This is a genomic window from Alloacidobacterium dinghuense (genome assembly GCF_014274465.1).
Taxonomy (GTDB): domain Bacteria; phylum Acidobacteriota; class Terriglobia; order Terriglobales; family Acidobacteriaceae; genus Alloacidobacterium; species Alloacidobacterium dinghuense.
Genome location: NZ_CP060394.1, coordinates 5,815,944 through 5,833,641, shown reverse-complemented (window position 1 = coordinate 5,833,641; position 17,698 = coordinate 5,815,944). Strand labels below are relative to the sequence as shown.

Annotated in this window: 18 protein-coding genes; 9 read left to right on the top strand and 9 right to left on the bottom strand. The window is 55.7% G+C overall.

The window, feature by feature from the left end; translation table 11 throughout:
• Positions 1–3: 3 nt before the first annotated feature.
• From def to H7849_RS24495, 5 genes are read right to left on the bottom strand one after another with little or no spacing between them, the layout of a single operon-like run.
• A complete protein-coding gene (def, locus tag H7849_RS24515) occupies positions 4–513 on the bottom strand; it encodes a peptide deformylase (protein ID WP_186743077.1) in 510 nt (169 codons plus the stop codon).
• Positions 514–524: 11 nt separating this feature from the next.
• Positions 525–1,706, bottom strand: a complete 1,182-nt coding sequence (aroC, locus tag H7849_RS24510; protein ID WP_186743076.1) for a chorismate synthase — start codon at positions 1,704–1,706, stop codon at positions 525–527.
• A 45-nt stretch (positions 1,707–1,751) separates the two neighbouring features.
• Positions 1,752–2,132 carry an EVE domain-containing protein gene (locus H7849_RS24505; RefSeq protein WP_186743075.1) on the bottom strand — a complete coding sequence of 127 codons (381 nt, stop codon included), beginning with the start codon at positions 2,130–2,132 and terminating at the stop codon, positions 1,752–1,754.
• Entirely contained in the window at positions 2,110–3,159 is a 1,050-nt protein-coding gene (locus tag H7849_RS24500; protein ID WP_186743074.1) for a 3'-5' exoribonuclease YhaM family protein, read from the bottom strand. The genes H7849_RS24505 and H7849_RS24500 overlap by 23 nt, the downstream gene beginning before the upstream one ends.
• 22 nt (positions 3,160–3,181) lie before the next feature.
• On the bottom strand, positions 3,182–5,050 hold the full coding sequence (locus H7849_RS24495; protein WP_186743073.1) for a peptidylprolyl isomerase: 1,869 nt from the start codon (positions 5,048–5,050) through the stop codon (positions 3,182–3,184).
• Positions 5,051–5,283: 233 nt separating this feature from the next.
• Here H7849_RS24495 and H7849_RS24490 point away from each other — a divergent pair, with 233 nt between their 5' ends.
• The gene (locus tag H7849_RS24490; protein ID WP_186743072.1) at positions 5,284–6,921 is read left to right on the top strand and encodes a S41 family peptidase; all 1,638 of its coding nucleotides are present in this window, start codon (positions 5,284–5,286) and stop codon (positions 6,919–6,921) included.
• A 58-nt stretch (positions 6,922–6,979) separates the two neighbouring features.
• Here H7849_RS24490 and sucD read toward each other — a convergent pair whose 3' ends face one another.
• The 3 genes from sucD to H7849_RS24475 all read right to left on the bottom strand — a co-directional run bounded on the left by sucD (position 6,980) and on the right by H7849_RS24475 (position 9,986).
• On the bottom strand, positions 6,980–7,855 hold the full coding sequence (gene sucD, locus H7849_RS24485) for a succinate--CoA ligase subunit alpha (RefSeq protein ID WP_186743071.1): 876 nt from the start codon (positions 7,853–7,855) through the stop codon (positions 6,980–6,982).
• Positions 7,856–7,857: 2 nt separating this feature from the next.
• Positions 7,858–9,036, bottom strand: coding sequence for an ADP-forming succinate--CoA ligase subunit beta (gene sucC, locus H7849_RS24480; RefSeq protein WP_186743070.1), 1,179 nt, complete (start codon positions 9,034–9,036; stop codon positions 7,858–7,860).
• A gap of 134 nt (positions 9,037–9,170) precedes the next feature.
• A complete protein-coding gene (locus H7849_RS24475) occupies positions 9,171–9,986 on the bottom strand; it encodes a transglutaminase-like domain-containing protein (protein WP_186743069.1) in 816 nt (271 codons plus the stop codon).
• A 179-nt stretch (positions 9,987–10,165) separates the two neighbouring features.
• On the opposite strand from H7849_RS24475, the gene H7849_RS24470 reads away from it, so the two are divergent.
• The 8 genes from H7849_RS24470 to H7849_RS24435 all read left to right on the top strand — a co-directional run bounded on the left by H7849_RS24470 (position 10,166) and on the right by H7849_RS24435 (position 16,998).
• The gene (locus H7849_RS24470) at positions 10,166–10,867 is read left to right on the top strand and encodes a proteasome-type protease (protein ID WP_251106466.1); all 702 of its coding nucleotides are present in this window, start codon (positions 10,166–10,168) and stop codon (positions 10,865–10,867) included.
• Between the two features lie 4 nt (positions 10,868–10,871).
• Positions 10,872–11,912, top strand: coding sequence for an anthranilate phosphoribosyltransferase (gene trpD / locus H7849_RS24465; protein ID WP_186743067.1), 1,041 nt, complete (start codon positions 10,872–10,874; stop codon positions 11,910–11,912).
• Positions 11,913–11,983: 71 nt separating this feature from the next.
• A complete protein-coding gene (locus H7849_RS24460) occupies positions 11,984–12,715 on the top strand; it encodes an SIMPL domain-containing protein (protein ID WP_186743066.1) in 732 nt (243 codons plus the stop codon).
• 130 nt (positions 12,716–12,845) lie between these two features.
• Positions 12,846–13,697 (top strand): acyltransferase, encoded by an 852-nt coding sequence (locus H7849_RS24455; protein ID WP_186743065.1) that lies wholly within the window; start codon positions 12,846–12,848, stop codon positions 13,695–13,697.
• Positions 13,698–13,821: 124 nt separating this feature from the next.
• Positions 13,822–14,520, top strand: a complete 699-nt coding sequence (locus tag H7849_RS24450) for a site-2 protease family protein (RefSeq protein WP_186743064.1) — start codon at positions 13,822–13,824, stop codon at positions 14,518–14,520.
• A gap of 590 nt (positions 14,521–15,110) precedes the next feature.
• Positions 15,111–16,028, top strand: coding sequence for an alpha/beta hydrolase (locus tag H7849_RS24445; protein ID WP_186743063.1), 918 nt, complete (start codon positions 15,111–15,113; stop codon positions 16,026–16,028).
• A 281-nt stretch (positions 16,029–16,309) separates the two neighbouring features.
• A complete protein-coding gene (locus H7849_RS24440) occupies positions 16,310–16,594 on the top strand; it encodes a type II toxin-antitoxin system Phd/YefM family antitoxin (RefSeq protein ID WP_186743062.1) in 285 nt (94 codons plus the stop codon).
• The gene (locus H7849_RS24435) at positions 16,585–16,998 is read left to right on the top strand and encodes a PIN domain-containing protein (RefSeq protein ID WP_186743061.1); all 414 of its coding nucleotides are present in this window, start codon (positions 16,585–16,587) and stop codon (positions 16,996–16,998) included. Before H7849_RS24440 ends, H7849_RS24435 begins: the two co-directional genes overlap by 10 nt.
• Here the strand turns inward: H7849_RS24435 and H7849_RS24430 are convergent.
• A complete protein-coding gene (locus H7849_RS24430; protein WP_251106465.1) occupies positions 16,985–17,500 on the bottom strand; it encodes a DoxX family protein in 516 nt (171 codons plus the stop codon). The two genes, H7849_RS24435 and H7849_RS24430, sit on opposite strands and share 14 nt — an antisense overlap.
• Between the last annotated feature and the right edge of the window lie 198 nt (positions 17,501–17,698).

Below are 17,698 nucleotides of genomic sequence, written 5' to 3'. Positions count from 1 at the left end.
CGCCTACCACTCGCCATTTTTCTGCATCTTGCGAATCTTGCGCAACAGCAGATCGCGCTTCAACGCGCTTACACGAAAGATGAAGAGGATTCCATCCAGGTGATCGATTTCATGTTGAAAGGCGCGAGCCAACAACTCCTCTCCATCGATTTCGAACCATTTTCCCGTAAGATCTTGAGCGCGGACACGCACTTTATGTGCGCGCGATACCTTCTCGCGAATCTCGGGAAGACTTAGACAACCCTCTTCTTCGTTCTGTTTACCTTCTTTGTGAATAACCTCGGGGTTGATGAGAACAATCTTGTCGTCCAGATTCTTCTTGAAGCTCAGATCGATGACAGTTACCCGTTTGGAGATGCCAATCTGTGGTGCGGCCAAGCCGATACCTTGCGCCGCATACATCGACTCGAACATGTCGTCCACCAGTGACCGTAGCTCGTCATCAAACTCAGTTACCAGTTGGGTCGTTTTTTGCAGAATCGGCTCGGGATATTTGACTATTTCTCGAATCATTCTTTCAAAACTCAGTAGGCACGAATCTGATCCACGTAACCATCATAGTTACGTTTTAGCTCCCGCAGAGAATCCCCGCCAAATTTCTCCAACACCAGCCGTGCGAATGCAAGCGCCACCATAGCTTCTGCCGCAACTCCTGCGGCCGGTACTACACTAACATCGCTTCGCTCGTAAGCAGCCTTGGTCACCTCACGCGTGTCAAAACGAACAGACTGCAGCGGTCTGCGCAATGTAGAAATCGGCTTGAGATAACCACGCACGATGACATCTTCACCGTTCGAGATGCCCCCCTCGACGCCACCGGCATTGTTATGCTCGCGTGTGAAACGGGTATGCCGACCGTTCGCTGGCTCGTTGCTATAGCCAATAGCATCGTGGACATCTGAACCAAAAGACTCGGCAGCTGTCACGCCACGGCCAATTTCGACGGCCTTAACGGCCTGTAACGACATGACAGCCTGCGCCAGAATGCCGTCCAGCCGCTCATCCCAATTTGTGTGGGTACCGATGCCTGCGGGCGCGCCATGAATCACCACTTCAAAGACGCCACCGACGGTATCGCCGGTTCGCAGCACTTTGTCGACCTCGGCCTTCATGCGCTCTTCTGCCTCAGTGTCGACACAGCCCAGAAGCACTTCATCCTTTGCACGCAGCGCCGCGATTTCATCCCACGTCGCGTCTCGTTCCAATTCAGCATGGCCTACTCGAATCACATGGCTGGCAATGTCGATGCCGAGTTGCAAAAGCAGTTGTTTTGCTAATGCTCCGGCGGCAACGCGGGCGGTTGATTCACGCGCCGAGGCGCGCTCGAGGACATACCGTGCATCCGGAAAGTCGTACTTTAGAGCCCCTGCAAGATCAGCATGTCCGGGACGCGGCGACGCTACGATCTTGTGCTTCGCAGGATCGCCAACTTCAACGGGAAGAATATCGGTCCAGTTCTTCCAGTCGCGATTTTCGATTTCAATAGCGACCGGGGAGCCGATTGTCTTGCCGTGCCGCACCCCGGAGAGGATGTGCGCGGTGTCCTGCTCGATGCGCATGCGACCACCGCGACCGTACCCCTGTTGGCGGCGCCACAGTTCGCGATTGATGAAGTTTGTGTCGATTTCAACGCCGGCGGGCAGCCCTGAGAGAAGAGCAATTAGACTCTCGCCGTGCGATTCACCTGCAGTGGAAAAACGTAACATGTGCGTGCTGTGCCAACTTTGATTGTAGCGCAGCGCGCGTGGTCTTTATTCGCCCGTCAGCCAAGCGTACTGCGCGTCCGTGAGAGGAACGACTGAAAGCCTGCCTTGGCTCACGAGCGGCGAATCAGCAAAGAGCTTATGCGCCTTGATCTCTGCCAGCGTGTGCGGCGTGTTGATGGGTTTACCCGCCTTGATGCGCACGTTAGGGACTTTGGGATTCGCAGCATCTACCGACAAGACTTTCGCTGTACCTACGGCCGTGCGCTCATCGCCCGTGTGATAAATCACGAGTTTCTCGCCAGGTTTCATGCTGCGCAAGAACCTCACAGCCGCAGGGTTGGTGACGCCATCCCAAACCGTCTCGTCTTCGCGTTCCAGATCGCTGAACGAATACACCGTCGGCTCAGTCTTCAGCAGGTAAGGCATTGATTTCCTCCCGTGGCTCAAGTTCTTCGGCTGCCGTAGCTTCTGTGGTCGGCGCCAGCTCACCCAAATATCCGGCCGTATTCAGAAGCGGCCGCTCCAGCGCTCGGACCCACTCCGTCATCTGACCGGGAGCACGGCCTAGCGCGCCAGCACGCGCAAATTCGCTGCGCATCGTCTGCATCTTGGCATCAAGATCATCGAGGTAATGGAGCAATAGTGCTTCCGGAATCATGGGCAGCTTAGGTGAGCCGAACTCATACTTTCCGTGGTGACTCAAAATAATGTGCTCGACCAACACGCGAAGATTGTCCGGGAAATCCTGCAGATTGGCCAGCTTTTTCTCCACCATGGAGATTCCAATCGAAATGTGGCCGATGAGTTGACCCTCGAGCGTGTAATCGAAGCTCGTTCCCCAACGCAATTCATGCAGCTTGCCGATATCGTGGAGCACCACGCCAGTGAGAAGCAGGTCACGATTGATTTCCGGATAGTGCCGCGCCGCCAGATCGCTGATGCCAAGTAATGAAACGACATGTTCCAACAGGCCGCCCACCCAGGCGTGGTGCATACTCTTGGCAGCGGGTGCGCTCTTGAGCGCAGAAGCAATCTCTGGATCGTCGATAAAGGCGCGTAGTAGAGCCTGCAGGTGAGCATTGGTAAGGGTGGAGACATAGCCATTCAGCTCCGCCCACAGCTCCTCAATATCGCGTGAGGTCTTGGGAACAAAATCCCCGAGGTCGTACTCTTCAGGGTTTGCCCGACGAATCTTATCCAGTGTCAACTGCAGGCGGTCCTGATAACGCGAAATCTGTCCTCGGGCCTTCACGACATCGCCGGACTCAAAAGGCTGGGCATCCGCGACTTCCCACATTCGGCATTCAATCTGGCCGGTAGAGTCGCAGAGAGTCATGGCAAAGTAGACGGCGCCGTCTTTCTTGCTGCGCACCTGCTTTGCGGCGACGGCAAAGAAGCCCGTCACCACTTGATTTTCAAATTTCCCTAAATCTCCAACAAACAGGTCTTTCATTTTCCCTTGGCCCGAAGCGCGGTTACGGCTGCTGGGTAGTCGGAGACGTCGCCGGAGCCGGAGTAGGAGCTGAAGGTACCGCCTGCTGGTCGGCAGGAGCCGCGTTTGGATTCGGCTGTTGGCCGCTGTCTGGCTTCTCTTTAGTCTTGTCAGACAAGCGTGTCTTCTCTGTCGGCTTTGGCGCCTTCTTTGCCTTGGAGGTATCGCCGTTCAGGCCCAATGGAGTGGACTGTTCCTGGCGAGTAGCCAGTTCATCCTGGCTTTCCGGTGCTGGAGCAAATGGATCGGTCTTATCCTTGCTCTTTTTCTGTTTCGGCTCCTTGGCGCGCGCTGAGAATCTGGTCTTCTCTTTTTTCTCCTCGACGGTTTGGTTGTCTACCGTCCCATCGGGGCCAACGACCTGCATGTTCTGCGGAACATTGTTGGATGCTACCTGTGTACCGGCGTTTGCGCCCGCATCCTCGGTCTTGGTCGGAGCCGAAGGTAGAGTTTCGCGTGGTGCCTGGCCAAAACGGATCTTTTCTTTCTTACCCGGCTTCTCTACGCCTGCACTGGCAACCTGAGAATTCTTAGCCGGAGTCGCAGCAGCAGTTGTCGCAGCCGGAGCAGATGGCGGCGTTGCGCTTGCGGTTTCGGTTGCGCCCGCAGTTTGAGTCGCCGCCGTCTGCGTTGCATTGCCCTGCGGTACATCTGCCAAAGAAGGTACATTAGCTGGGGCGCTTGCGGTCTCCGTCGTGGGCTTTGGATTGGTCGACTTTTGGCGGAAGCGGGTTCGCTCTACATGCTTCTTCTTTTTCCCGGTTGGCGGCGCATAGGCACTATATGTTGTCGTGGGCTTGGTTTCATTTGGCGTTGCCGCTGCATCCTCGTAGCCCTCTTTCACTTCAACATAAGAATCTTCCCGCAGCGTGGTGAGATACTGACGCAGCGCCGGAGCCATCTTCTGGCTGTAAATCGCGTCTTCAACCTGCGGCTCGACATCTTTCAAAGGCTGCACTCCACCCGAAGTGTGTTCCGTGACCTTGAGAATGACAAACCCCTGCTTGGTGCGGATTGGCTGCGTGTACTCGCCAGGTTTCAGCACGAAGGTCTGGTCCTCAAGGACCTTAGCCAACTGTCCGCGACGGAAGTCGCCAAGCTCGCCGCCCTGAGCCGCTGTCGGGCCGCCTGATTCGGTCTTCGCCACTTGTGCGAAGTCACCACCGGATTTCAACTGCGCGGCAATGTCATCGGCCTTTTTCTGAGCAGCCGCAACCTGCGTCGCGTCATCCGGGTTCGCCGTTGGAACCAGAATCTCACTCAATTTCACCTGTTCGGGTTGGTCAAAGTCAGCCTTGTGCGCGTCGTAATACTTCTGCACATCGGCCTGGCTGAGATTCAGGTGACGTCCAACCTCGTCGCGAATTACCGTGGACGAGATGATGCCGTCGCGGATGTGCTGCTTGAAATCTTCAAACGAAACTCCCTGCGACTCGGCCGCCTTCTGCAGGTCGTCCATGCTGTCGAGGTGGTTTTGCTTACGAATGTCATCCAGCCGCTTGACCGTTTCGGTTTCGCCGGTAATTCCCAGTTCTTTTCCCTTGGAAAGGAGCAGTTGCTGATCGATCAAATCGCGCAGCAAGTCATGTCGCGCCTCAAACAGCTGCTGCTGCGACCACCCCTGCTGCTGTGCCTGCGTCGCAAGTTCCTGATCGGCGCGCTGGTAATCAGACTTGCTGATGACCTGATCGTTGACACGCGCCACAATCTCTTCAACCACCATGCCCTGGTAGGGAGACGACTGTGCAGCCGGAGCCGGTGTTTTGGCCGCAGTCTGGCCGAGAGCTGGAATTACCAGAAAGACGATGCCTGCAGAGAACGCGGCCGAGAGGGGTAAGGATCGATAAATCATATGTATACGTCTCAACTTGAAGGCATGCCGGAATCCGGGTAAAGGCTGCTTTAGAGGATTCAGGTGGCGCTTCCGCCATTCTAAACACTACGGGTAGGCGAATGCGAATCGAACTTAAGGAAATGACAGCTCGATTTCGCCGTTGGGTAGCAAAAATGCGGTAGATCGAGGGCTCTCTTTCTTCCCCGGCTTGTTATACTTTGCACAGGATTGCCCAGAGGGTCCTCGCAATCATGCCATCCCGCACTCGACGCACTGTTTTCTCATTAGTAGTCTTTTTTTCTGCCTGTGGTATTGCAGGCATGATTGTCAGCCAAAAAGTCGGCGCGCAATCCAGCTCCGACGAATCGCAATTTCGCGACTCCCTGAAGTCATTTACCAGCGTGTATGACGTTGTGTCGCAGAACTATGCCGAGCCACTCGACGGCGATAAGCCGGACAAGGCCATCTACGACGGCGCGATTCCCGGCATGCTGCGTGTGCTCGATCCGCACTCGAATTTCTATGACCCCAAAGCCTACGCCAAAATGCGTGAGGACCAACACGGCAAATACTACGGCGTGGGCATGACCATCCAGCCGCAGAGTGTCGGCGGCGTGCAGCGGATCGTCGTCCTGTATCCCTATGAGGGAACGCCGTCCTACAAAGCTGGTGTCCGTCCGGGCGACGTGATCATCTCCGTCGACGGAAAAACCACCGACAATCTGAATTCCGAAGAAGTTGCAAACATGCTGAAGGGCCCGAAAGGCACGCATGTTCACCTGACGGTTTCTCGTGAAGGCGCGGCGGCGGCGCTAGCCTTTGACCTAGTTCGCGACGAGATTCCGCACCCGAGTATTGATCTTAAGGAAGAGATTCGCCCGGGTATCGGCTACATCCACATCACCCAGTTCCAGGAAGCGACCGGCCGCGAAGTGGCGGATGCGCTCGACTCCTTCGGTCCGGATATGAAAGGCCTCATTCTTGATCTGCGCGGCAACCCCGGCGGCTTGCTAACGGAAGCGGTTTCTACCTGCGACAAGTTCCTGAAGAAGGGCCAGGTCATTGTTTCCCAACGCGGACGCGCCTTCCCGGAACAGACCTACCATGCCATGCACGGTAATAGCGGCAAAACTTACCCGATCGTTGTTCTTGTAAATCACGGAACGGCATCGGCAGCTGAGATTGTAAGCGGCGCCTTGCAGGACCACGACCGCGCCATCGTTGTCGGCGAAACCACCTTTGGCAAGGGTCTGGTGCAGACGGTTTATCAGCTTTCGGACAATACCGGCCTCGCCCTTACGACCTATCACTACTACACGCCGAGCGGACGCCTGATCCAACGCAACTACAGTGGCGTTTCGCTCTATGACTACTACTACAACCACGACCAGCCGCAGGAGAACAAGGATCGCGAAGTCAAGCTGACCGATTCAGGCCGCACAGTCTATGGCGGCGGCGGCATCACTCCGGACTACAAGATCGACACGCCAAAATCCACTCACATTCAGGAAGAGCTGCTCGCGCATTATGCCTTCTTCGATTTTGCCAAGCACTACCTGGCCAATCGTACGGTCACTAAGGATTTCCAGGTGGATGACAATGTCCTGAATGAATTCAAGCAGTTCCTGGGTTCACAGGAAGTTACTTATACGGACCAGGAATTGAATCCGGTCATGGACTGGGTAAAAGCGAACATCAAGGCCGAAATCTTTACCACGCAATTCGGTCAGGTTGAGGGATTGAAAGTCCGCGCAGCCTGGGATCCGATGGTCAACCAGGCGCTAACGTTTATGCCCCAGGCCAATACCTTAGAGCAAACCGCCGAGAAGGCAGATCAGCAAAAGACCACCACCGCCAAGAACGTGCCAGCATCTCCTGCAACTGAGTAACCGGTACAGATCAAGAAGAAGTGTAGGCGTGAAGCCTGCACTTCTTCTTTTGCAACTCTTAAGCTTTGCCCATCACCCTGGCAACTGTCTCACCAATCGCGGCCGGACTTTCAACCACCTGAATTCCCGCTGCGGTTAGTGCCTTCATCTTCTCGGCAGCGGTTCCCTGGCCGCCTGAGATGATCGCGCCGGCGTGACCCATACGCCGTCCTGGGGGCGCAGTCTGTCCGGCGATGAAGCCCACAACCGGCTTCTTGACATGCTGCTTCACATACTCAGCCGCAGTCTCCTCAGCAGTTCCGCCAATCTCGCCGATCAGGATGATCGCTTCTGTATCCGGATCTTCATTCAGCAACTTGAGCGCATCCACATGAGTGGTACCAATGATTGGGTCGCCTCCGATACCGATAGCCGTCGACTGCCCGATTCCGCGCTGTGTCAGCTGATATACAGCCTCATAGGTCAGCGTCCCCGAGCGCGAAACGATGCCGATATTGCCTTCCTTGTGAATCCGTCCTGGCATAATGCCGATCTTCGCCTTCCCGGGCGAGATCACACCAGGGCAGTTCGGCCCCACGAGCGTTGATTTCGAATGCTTGAGCACACTCCAGACCTTCACCATGTCGTTGATCGGAATGCCTTCCGTAATGCAGATGATCAACGGAACTCCAGCGGCGTTTGCCTCTAGAATTGCGTCGGCGGCAAACGGCGGAGGTACAAAAATCACCGTGGCATTTGCGCCCGTTTCCGCAACAGCCTTCTCAACCGTGTCGAAAACCGGCCAGCCCTCGTGGATTGTGCCACCTTTTCCGGGAGTCACACCTCCAACAACCTTGGTGCCGTATTCGGCGCAGCCCTTGGCGTGAAAGGTGCCTTCCTTGCCGGTGATCCCCTGCACAATGAGGCGAGTGTTTTTATCGACCAGAACCGCCATGTTTACTTGCCTCCCTTTGCCGCAGTAACTGCCTTTTGCGCAGCGTCCTGCATCGTGTCGCCGATGATGAAGTTGAGACCAGAATTCTTCAGGATTTCGCGGCCCTGTTCAACGTTTGTACCTTCGAGCCTCAGAATCACCGGCACCTTCACATTCGTCTTCTTCGCCGCCTCGACAACCCCTTGCGCCAGCGTATCGACGCGCAGAATGCCGCCAAAGATATTGATGAAGACCGCCTGCACGTTCTTGTCGGAGAGCAGAATTTCAAAGGCATGCTCAATCTGCTGCTGATTTGCGCCGCCACCTACGTCGAGGAAGTTGGCTGGCGAACCGCCTGCGTACTGGATGATGTCCATCGTTGCCATCGCCAGACCAGCGCCGTTGACCATGCAGGCGATATTGCCGTCTAGCTTGATGTAGTTCAATGCGTACTTCGAGGCCTCGACTTCAAGTGGGTCTTCTTCCGCGACGTCGCGCAACTCTTTTAACTCCTTGTGGCGGAACATCGCGTTGTCATCGAAATTGATCTTGCAATCGAGTGCGAAGAGCTTGTCGTCTTTGGTCGTGATGAATGGGTTGATTTCAAGCAGCGAAGCGTCGGTGTCGACGTACGCCTTATAGAGGCCCATCATGAACTTGACCGCCTCGTTGATCTGCGTCGCCTTCAATCCCAGGGCAAATGCCAATTCACGGGCCTGATAAGGCTGGAAGCCCACTGCTGGATCGATATAAGCCTTATGAATTGCCTTGGGATCTTTCGCGGCTACCTCTTCGATCTCCATACCGCCAGCCTGGGATGCCATGAAGACGAGCTTCGCCGCAGCGCGGTCAAGCACGATTCCGAGATACAGTTCGCGATCGATCGCAGCCGTTTCTTCGATCAGCAGTCGCTGCACCTTCTGTCCTTGAGGACCGGTCTGATGCGTAATGAGCTGCATGCCGAGAATCTGCTTGGCATACTGCTCTGCTTCATCCAGATTCTTTGCCACCTTCACGCCGCCGCCTTTACCGCGACCGCCAGCGTGAATCTGCGCCTTTACCACGACGCCACTTGCTCCGCCGGTAAAGAGCTTCTTGGCCACATCCAGCGCTTCGTCGAGCGTGTTGGCCACCTCACCCCGCGGCACGGCAACGCCGTATTTCGCCAGGATGTCTTTCGCTTGATACTCGTGGATTTTCATAGCTTGTAGAGGCCGCAGACTCATCCCAGGCGCAGAATTCCCGCGTATGAGGAAAACAGAGTTACGGCAGACACTTCATACTATCGGAGGTTCGTAGGGAGCGGCAATTCTCGGCAGAGTTCAAAGGCTTGGTGTTATTCGTGTTCAACGACCTGATCGGTCACAACTTGAAAGTACTTGAGATTCGCGATTCCGAAAGATGTCGTGATCGCAACATCGGCAGCGTCACGCCCGACTGCCATCAACACTCGGCCGATGCGCGGTTCATTGTGCCGGGCGTCGAAAGTCCACCAGCGATCGCCCAGGTATGCCTCGAACCAGGCACTGAAGTCCATCGGAGTTGGCGCGGCAGGAACTCCGATGTCTCCGAGATATCCCGTCGCATACCTAGCGGGAATATTCAACGAACGGCAGAATGCGATCGCCAGATGCTGATAATCGCGGCATACGCCCAAACGTTCCGTGAAGACATCGAGGGCCGTTTTCGTAGAGCGGGCATAGGAGTAGCCGAACGTGATCTTGCGGTAGACCCAATCACAGATTGCCTGAACTCGACTCCAACCCGGCACCACATCATCAAACAGATCCCGCGCGACCGCTGAAAGCCGGTCCACCTCGCAGTAACGGCTAGCGATCAGGTAGCGGAGTGTGTCTGGTGGCAGTTCTGCAACAGGTATTTCCATCGCATCGAGATTCTGCGGATCCTGACAACCAGAATCCTTGATCAATGTCCGACCCTCCAGCTTTGTTTCTCCGGTGGAAACGTGGAAGCGGCTGCATCGATTGCCGAATGAATCGAGGTACGCTTCCTGCGGCATGGCGGGAGAGACAAGCAATTCATCGGGCTCAAGCAGATCCTGAAGACGCGATGGATGGACCTGCAGCATCGCCACGAAGGTAACGGGAACGGGAACATCGAAGCGGATGTCGTAGCCCAGACGTATTCGCATATATAGCTAACTTTCCACGCAGGAAGAATGGATCGAGACTGCCTTGGCAGGTGACGTTAAGATGCAATGAATTTGCAAAATAGTTTGCCAGAATAGAGGATTTAGTAAAGACCGAATCACCGTTCCGGGGATAAGCGTTGACGTATTGCTTAGGAATCTGTACTCACGAAGGACTGATCATGGCCTCTGATTCGCGCAGCAATGCGGGCTACGATCAGGTGAATCTCTGCCGCAAGATGCACACCTTCGTCATGCCTGACGAGCGCGCATTCGTGATCCTCACCAGCGGCAGCGTCTCGCTCACCCAGTCCGTCATTACGCTGCTGCGAGAGGACTTCAACGCGGGCGAGGGTCTGGCCAAAGTTCCAACACCTTATGCCGCCTCGCGAGTTGTGGGCGAAGCCGTGCGCCGAGTCTCCGATCTTGACCGAGCGCACCTGGAGAAGGATGACTTCTCCTTCAATATCAACCTGCTGTTGGGTGGGCAGGTGAAGGGATCGCGCTCCGGTCTCTACCTGGTCTATCCGCAAGGCAATCCGCTTAGCGCTACGCAGGATTCTCCATATCTGCAGATTGGCGAATGCAAGTATGGCCGGCCGATTCTCGACCGCGGCATCGTGCATGGGTCGACACCGCTGGAGGTTGCCGCACTTTACGGACTGCTTTCGTTTGATGCGGCCATGCGCTCCAATGTGACTGTAGGTCCTCCAATCGAGATGCTTATCTACAGGAATGACTCGTTGCACTTCGACGGCTATCGAAGCTTTCCAGCCGATGATCCTGAGTTGCTCTCGATCCACCGGCAATGGGAGCGTGCGCTGCGCAAAGCTGTTGAGGACTTACCCAAAATCCACTTCAACGCCTGCCTTCCAGGTCACTAGCAAGATGGCTACGTTTCCCGATCTTCTTCACTCGATCCAGGCAGGGCAACGCACTCTCACTCGCGCAGAGGCACGCACGGCTTTACGCGAGATGCTGACTGGAGAGACGAGCGATGCCGAAATAGCGGAACTCCTCACCGTGCTGGCGCGCCGCGGCGAAACGGTGGAGGAATTGACAGGCTTCGCTGAGACGATGCGGGAGCTTGCGATTCCGGTTCCGCTCACCGATCAAGAGCGCTCATTGCTCATCGACACTTGCGGTACGGGCGGCGACGACCGCGGCACCTTCAATATCTCGACCGGCGCAGCGCTCGTTGCTGCCGCGGCGGGAGCTAAAGTCGCCAAGCACGGCAATCGTGCCGTGACCTCGAAGTGCGGCTCTGCCGATGTGCTGGAGGCGCTGGGCATCGCGGTCGCGCTGCCGCCCGAATTGGCGGTAGAGTCGCTGCGCGCTGCCGGATTCATGTTCCTTTATGCTCCGGCGCTCCATCCGACGATGAAGCGCGTCCTTCCGGTACGGCGCGCGCTGGGATTCCGCACCATCTTCAATCTCGCGGGGCCGCTGACGAACCCCGCAGGCGCTCCGGCGCAGATCATGGGTGTGTTTGCTCCCGATCGTGTAAGTCTCGTAGCTGAGACGATGCTGCACCTTGGTGTTCGTCACGCATTTGTGGTGCATGGCAGCGATGGACTTGACGAGCTGACAATCACAGGCGCGAGTCATGTAGCGGAAGTGCGCGGAGACGAAGCGAGTTGGCGGGCTTCATACGTTCACCCCGAAGATGCAGGACTTTCGCGTGCGTCGCTCTCAGAGTTAGCAGGAGGCGCGACAGCCGCCGAGAATGCGGCGACGCTGGAACGCATCTTTGCCGGAGAGAAGGGGCCGAAGCGCGACATCGTGCTGCTGAATGCGGCTGCGGCGCTGGTTGCAGGACGAATTGCTACTGATCTGCGAGAAGGTGCTGAGCGCGCGGCGGAAGCGATCGACTCCGGGGCGGCTCGGAAAACTGTGACAAAACTGCGTATGTTTGCTGAGAAGGTTTGATGATGTGCGATGCGACCTCTCATAGCGATATACTTTGCGAGCATCTGTAAGACTGCCGAGGAGAAACTGGCATGATCATTCGGAAGATTGCCGTGAGTGTTGCTGCCCTTGGATTGCTGGCTGCCGCGCAAGCACAAACGATCAAGGTCGATAAAGACAATCGCACGATCGCTGTCACCGCGAGCGATAAGGCAGCGACGAATGCCGATCTGGCCGTTGTGCATATTGGCTTTCAGGTCTTTGGTCCAGATGAGCAGTCAACGTATGCGAGCGGCTCGACGATCTCGAATGCCATTATGGACGCACTGAAGAAGTCGGGAGTTCCAGACAAAGCCATCGAGAGTGAAAACCAGAATCTCACGCCAAACAACTATCACGATCCCAAAGACTCGGAGATGGACCGCGCGAAGAAGCAATTCGTGCTCAACCAGTCGTGGACGGTGAAGACAAAGCCGGATGACGCGGCTAAGGTTCTCCATGTTGCCGTTGAAGCTGGAGCAAACCAGAGCGGCCAGATCGACTGGCAGTCTCAGGACATGAATGGGCTGCAAGCCAAGGCTGCGGCGAATGCTCTGGCCAAGGCGCAGGTCATTGCGCAGCAGATGGCACAAGGGTTGAACGTGAAGCTTTCCGGATTGATCTATGCCAGCAATCAGGCTCCAGAAAGTCCGGTTCGGCCGATGCCAATGATGATGGAGAGAATGGGAGCAGTAGCAAAGTCCAACGCATTTGCTCCTTTGGCGATCAATCCGCGACAGATTGAGGAGTCATCGACTGTCTATGCGGTCTTTGCGATCCAGTGAACTGCGACGTACGAACATGCTGGCGCATCGAAACAGGTGATTTGTGGTTGAGCAGAAGGAACAGCAGATCCTTCCACTTCACTGCGTACAAGTGTCAGGATGACAAACTAATTGGTACAGGACATACATCATGCCTCGTTATGAATACCGTGACCTGCATCCCTCGCGTGAAGCCGAGGAAGTGTATCTGCGCTGGCTCAAGTACCTGGATGAAGAGTTCACCAAGCACAGGAAGCCGGAACTGCGCGCCGAGCTGGTGCATGACAATCTGCACCAGCTGATGCTGGGTCAGCCCAAGGGAGGGCGGTTGAACTTCACTCTTACCAGCGAGCTGCCTTTCAACGTGCTGAAGCTGTCGCTCGATTCGGCCAACATAACGCTGGAACCGGAATATTACGGCGACATCGACGAGAAGCGGTATGCCTGCATCAAGCCGCTCATCTACTTCTGGCAGATGTTCGACCGCTCGCCGATTGGGCTGAATCACTGGCTCGGCTTCCGTTTCCGCGCCATGCTGGGCAAGCACATTTTCAAGCACATCGGGAACAACGTAAAGATCTTTCACGGCGTTGAGTTCAGCTTTGGCTACAACCTGGTGATCGAGGACGACTGCGTCATTCACAAGTTCGTGATGCTCGATGACCGCGGCGAATTGATCATCCGCAAGGGAACGTCGATCTCCGACTACGCTTCTGTTTACTCGCATGCGCACGATCCGATTGACGGCGGTATTGTGGAGAACCGCAGGACTGAAGTTGGCCCCAAGGCTCGGGTCACGATTCACGCATCGGTTATGGCAGGCGTGAACGTTGGCGAAGACACGATCATCGGCGCCAATGGTGTCGCAACGAGGGACATTGCGCCGCATTCGATCGTCGGCGGGGTTCCAGCAAAGCAGCTCAAGACCAAGGACCAGGCGACTCCGTTCAAGGATCGCTCGACGTACAAGGCGCCGCCTTCGACGGGTGAGCATTGCGAATAGGCAGCAAGTCAGCGCGCTTTCCGCGCCAGCGAGTCAGCGAAAGCCTTTCTTCGTTACTGGTCGTTGTTCAGCTGACCTGCCGACTCGCTCGTTTTCGCTCACCTGATACCATCAAATCTGCGGTATGAGTCAGCAAGAGATTGTTCTTAAGGTTTTTCAATTCGTCGTTCTTCTCTTTGCCTTGAGTCTGCATGAGGCCGCCCACGCGTGGGTGGCGTCCCGGCTCGGGGACCAAACGGCGCGCATGCTGGGGCGCGTGACGCTCAATCCGATCAAGCATATCGATCCGGTCGGCACCATCCTGCTTCCGCTGGCGATGCTGTTCCTAACACATGGATTTCTCTTCGGCTGGGCACGGCCAACGCCGGTAAATACGCGAAACTTCAAGCGCGTCGTGCGCGATGACATCCTGACGACACTCGCCGGACCGGTGAGTAACATCCTCGCTGCGGTGGCGTCGCTGATCGGACTGGTGATCGTCGCCAAAGCGACTCCGATCGGCGCGCTGGTGGTCAAAGAATTGGCGATGAATATGCTCGACCCTTCGCTGATGCAGGCAAGTCCAGTGATCTTTCCGATGGTCATGCTGCTTTATATGGGAATCTTGCTCAACCTGTTTCTCGCAGCCTTTAACCTGTTGCCACTGCCTCCCTTGGACGGATCGCACATTATCCGGCATATGCTGCCGTATAACGCCCTGCGCGTTTACGACTCGCTGGGGATGATCAGCCTGATTCTGATTCTCCTCTTCGGTGGTCCGGTGGTGAACCTGATGGTGAGTCCAGCGCTGTATGCCTTTAACCGGGTGCTGCTGGCCCTGTGACCCCCTCCCCGCGTGGTTCTTTTGGCTTCTTTGTTTTCAATGACTTAGCGGGGGATCATCCCCTGCTATCCGCTTGATTCTGCTTGAGTTAACTCGGTTCTAGTGTTTTCAATCACTTAGCGACGGGTCCCCTCTTTAGGCAAGAAAAAGCCCGCCTTTTGGCGGGCTTTTTTCTTCCTCTATATCCAGAATAGCAGTTTTGGCGAAATAGTACGCCAAACCTATGCCGTTTTATATTGTTTGTTTTCTTTGACTTGCGGAGTATTTCGCGATCAGGGGGCTTGACACGGTGGAATACCGTATCGTCGTGACTCTACTTTAAGGTCGCATTAGAGCGCCCCGGCATGAGCTAAAAAGGTGCTTTAAACCAGCCTTTAAGTGCATTTTATGTGCATTTTCTTGGACTTAAGAGCGGGTTTGCCCTCTGCCCGTTGAAAGTACAAATGCGACCTGGCTTCCGCCAAGTTTCGCATCTGCGGTGCATTTTTTTCGGCTGCCTCAGGGCAGACTCTCCGACTCAGCGTTGCTCCGCTCAGGATGACGACATGGGAACACACAAATGTGGCTTCTGTTAAGCTGCGTGGATTGTGATGAAGTCTTGGATCTTCGCTCTCTGTTTTGTAGGCGCGGCGGGTTTGAGCGCGCAGACGCCTGCCTGGCAGCCGCCGGCGGGATTTACCCAGACGCCGGTCTGGCCGGGGACGGTTCCGGATGCGGCGCCTTCAGCGGGGCCGGAGGTCGATACGACTACCGCCAAGGACCAGTTGATCGCGGGCAAACCGCTGATGCGGCTCGGCAATGTCTCCGTCCCGACGATGACCGTGTATCCCGCGAAGGGCAAGAATACGGGCGCGGCGGTGGTGGTCTTTCCGGGCGGCGGCTATACGATTCTCGCCATTGATCTGGAAGGCACAGAGGTCTGCGACTGGCTGACTTCTTCCGGCGTTACCTGCGTTCTGCTCAAGTATCGCGTGCCAGGTTCGGGGCCGTATCCGAAATCGCCGATGGCGCTTGAGGATGCGCAGCGGGCGGTTGGGTTGGTGCGCTTCCATGCAGCGGAGTGGCATCTCGATCCACACAGGATTGGCGTGCTGGGCTTTTCGGCGGGCGCGCATCTGGCGGCTGCGTTGAGCACGCACTTTGATCAGCGGCTGTACAAGCCTGTGGATGCGGCGGATGCTGTGAGCTGCCGTCCGGATTTTGCTGTAGTGATTTATCCGGGGTATCTGGCGATTGCCGACAAAAATTTTGCGTTTAATCCGGATGTTCCGGTTACGAAGGACACGCCGCCTACGTTTCTCTTGCAGACGGAGGATGATCATGTGGCCCATGTCGAGAGTTCGCTGCGGTACTACGAGGCGCTGAAGGCTGCCGGGGTTCCGGTGGAGATGCATTTGTACACCGAGGGTGTGCATGGGTATGGGTTGCGGCGGACGAAGCTGCCTGTGACGGGCTGGCCTCAGCTGGTGGATGTATGGTTGCGGACGATTGGGATGGTTGGGGAGTGAAGTCGCTTCATACGAATCACCGACTCCTATGAACAAATTGAAGTCTAAGAATTAGCTTTTTAAACCCTTTGGCATTGCACTTATTAGCTTCATATCTTTCGTTGTCTTCTGCTACGGCTGTTCAGCCTATGAAACAAACCACTGGGGACAGCCGCAAGGCTTCATCACGCACTTGCTGGCGGCAGGGGCATATTTGTCACTCTTTTTCGTGGCGATTTTCGTTGTTTTGGGAATTATTTCCGTGATCGTAGAACGCGGCAGCTAAAGGTATCATCAGGAATATGGCTACGATCCACATCTCGGTCAATGAAGCAGTTCGCGAGTTCGCGGCTCTGTTGGATCGCGTTCGAGCGGGTGCGGAAGTTGTCATCGAAGACGGTCCTATTACGGTAGCTGTGCTAAAGTCTCCGACTCCGCCACATCGGACGATTTCGGAATCCATTGCCCTGGCGGAAGCACGCACCAAGGAGCTAGGTTGCGAGCCTGTAATGGATGCGGACTTTGCCGCCGATCTTGAAGAGATCATCCACAACCGCAAGCCACGCGATACATCTGCATGGGACTGATCCTCGATACCAGTGCCTTGATTGCAAGCGAACGGAACGGGGAGACAGTCAGGCAAATTCTTCAGCACGTACGTGCCGCTCATGGCGAAACTGAGGTTGCCATTTCAGCGATCACCGTTGTTGAGTTCACACACGGCATTTATCGCGCTAGAACGGATGCAGATCATAAACGGCGACGAGCCTTCGCAGAAGAAGTGTATCGAGACCTGATCGTACGTCCGGTTACGCTGGAGATAGCGCAGCTTGCCGGACAAATAGAAGGTGAGCAGGCTGCTCTAGGAAATGTCATACCTTTAGAAGACCTTTTGATCGGAGCGACCGCACTACATCTTGGCTTCGACGTCCTGACGGTCAATGTAAAGCACTTTCAACGCATTCCCGCTCTGAAGGTCATTTCCTTTTAGTCTGTAGCTCAGGCGAAAAGCCAAGAACTGAACGATACTTTGCCAAAAGTTGCTTTAGCGATAGACGCTCGTCGCTGCGACCGATCATGAAGGCGAGAAAACACAAGGCGAGCACGGAATGATCGAGCGAAGCTCCGAAGTATTCCCAGAACGGAGCGTGTGCGCCGGGGTAATTCGACGAGAATAGCAGCGAAAGCATGTAGACCAGCCCGAAGGCGCTGGCGGTTCTTACCAAGATTCCGACTACGAGGGCCAGTCCGATTGCCAGCTCGCCGTATGCGACGAGGAAAGCGATCGCTGTCGAGTGTGGCAGCACGATCTTCTCGAGCACAGGAACCATGAACGGATACGCTCCGCCATTTTGCAGGAAGCGATGGATCCAGAACTCGAATCCACCACGCAGGGTGAACTGCGTGCCGAAGACTTTGTATTCGCCGAAGATGAGGAAGAGCGCGCCGACTGCAATTCGTAATATTGCAAGGGCGAAGGCGTTTCGATCCACTCTACTTTCTGGGCTGCGCATCGTTGGCGATCATTGTATCGTTGGGCTTTGAGGCCAAATTTCGTGTCTCTGATGAGGAAGAGCGGCCTTGCATACGCAAGGCTTCGCATCTATCGGTGCGGATCCTTCGACTTCGCTCAGGATGACGGTACGTGCATTGGACCTTGCGGCTCCCACTCTTTCGCACACTACGCGAAA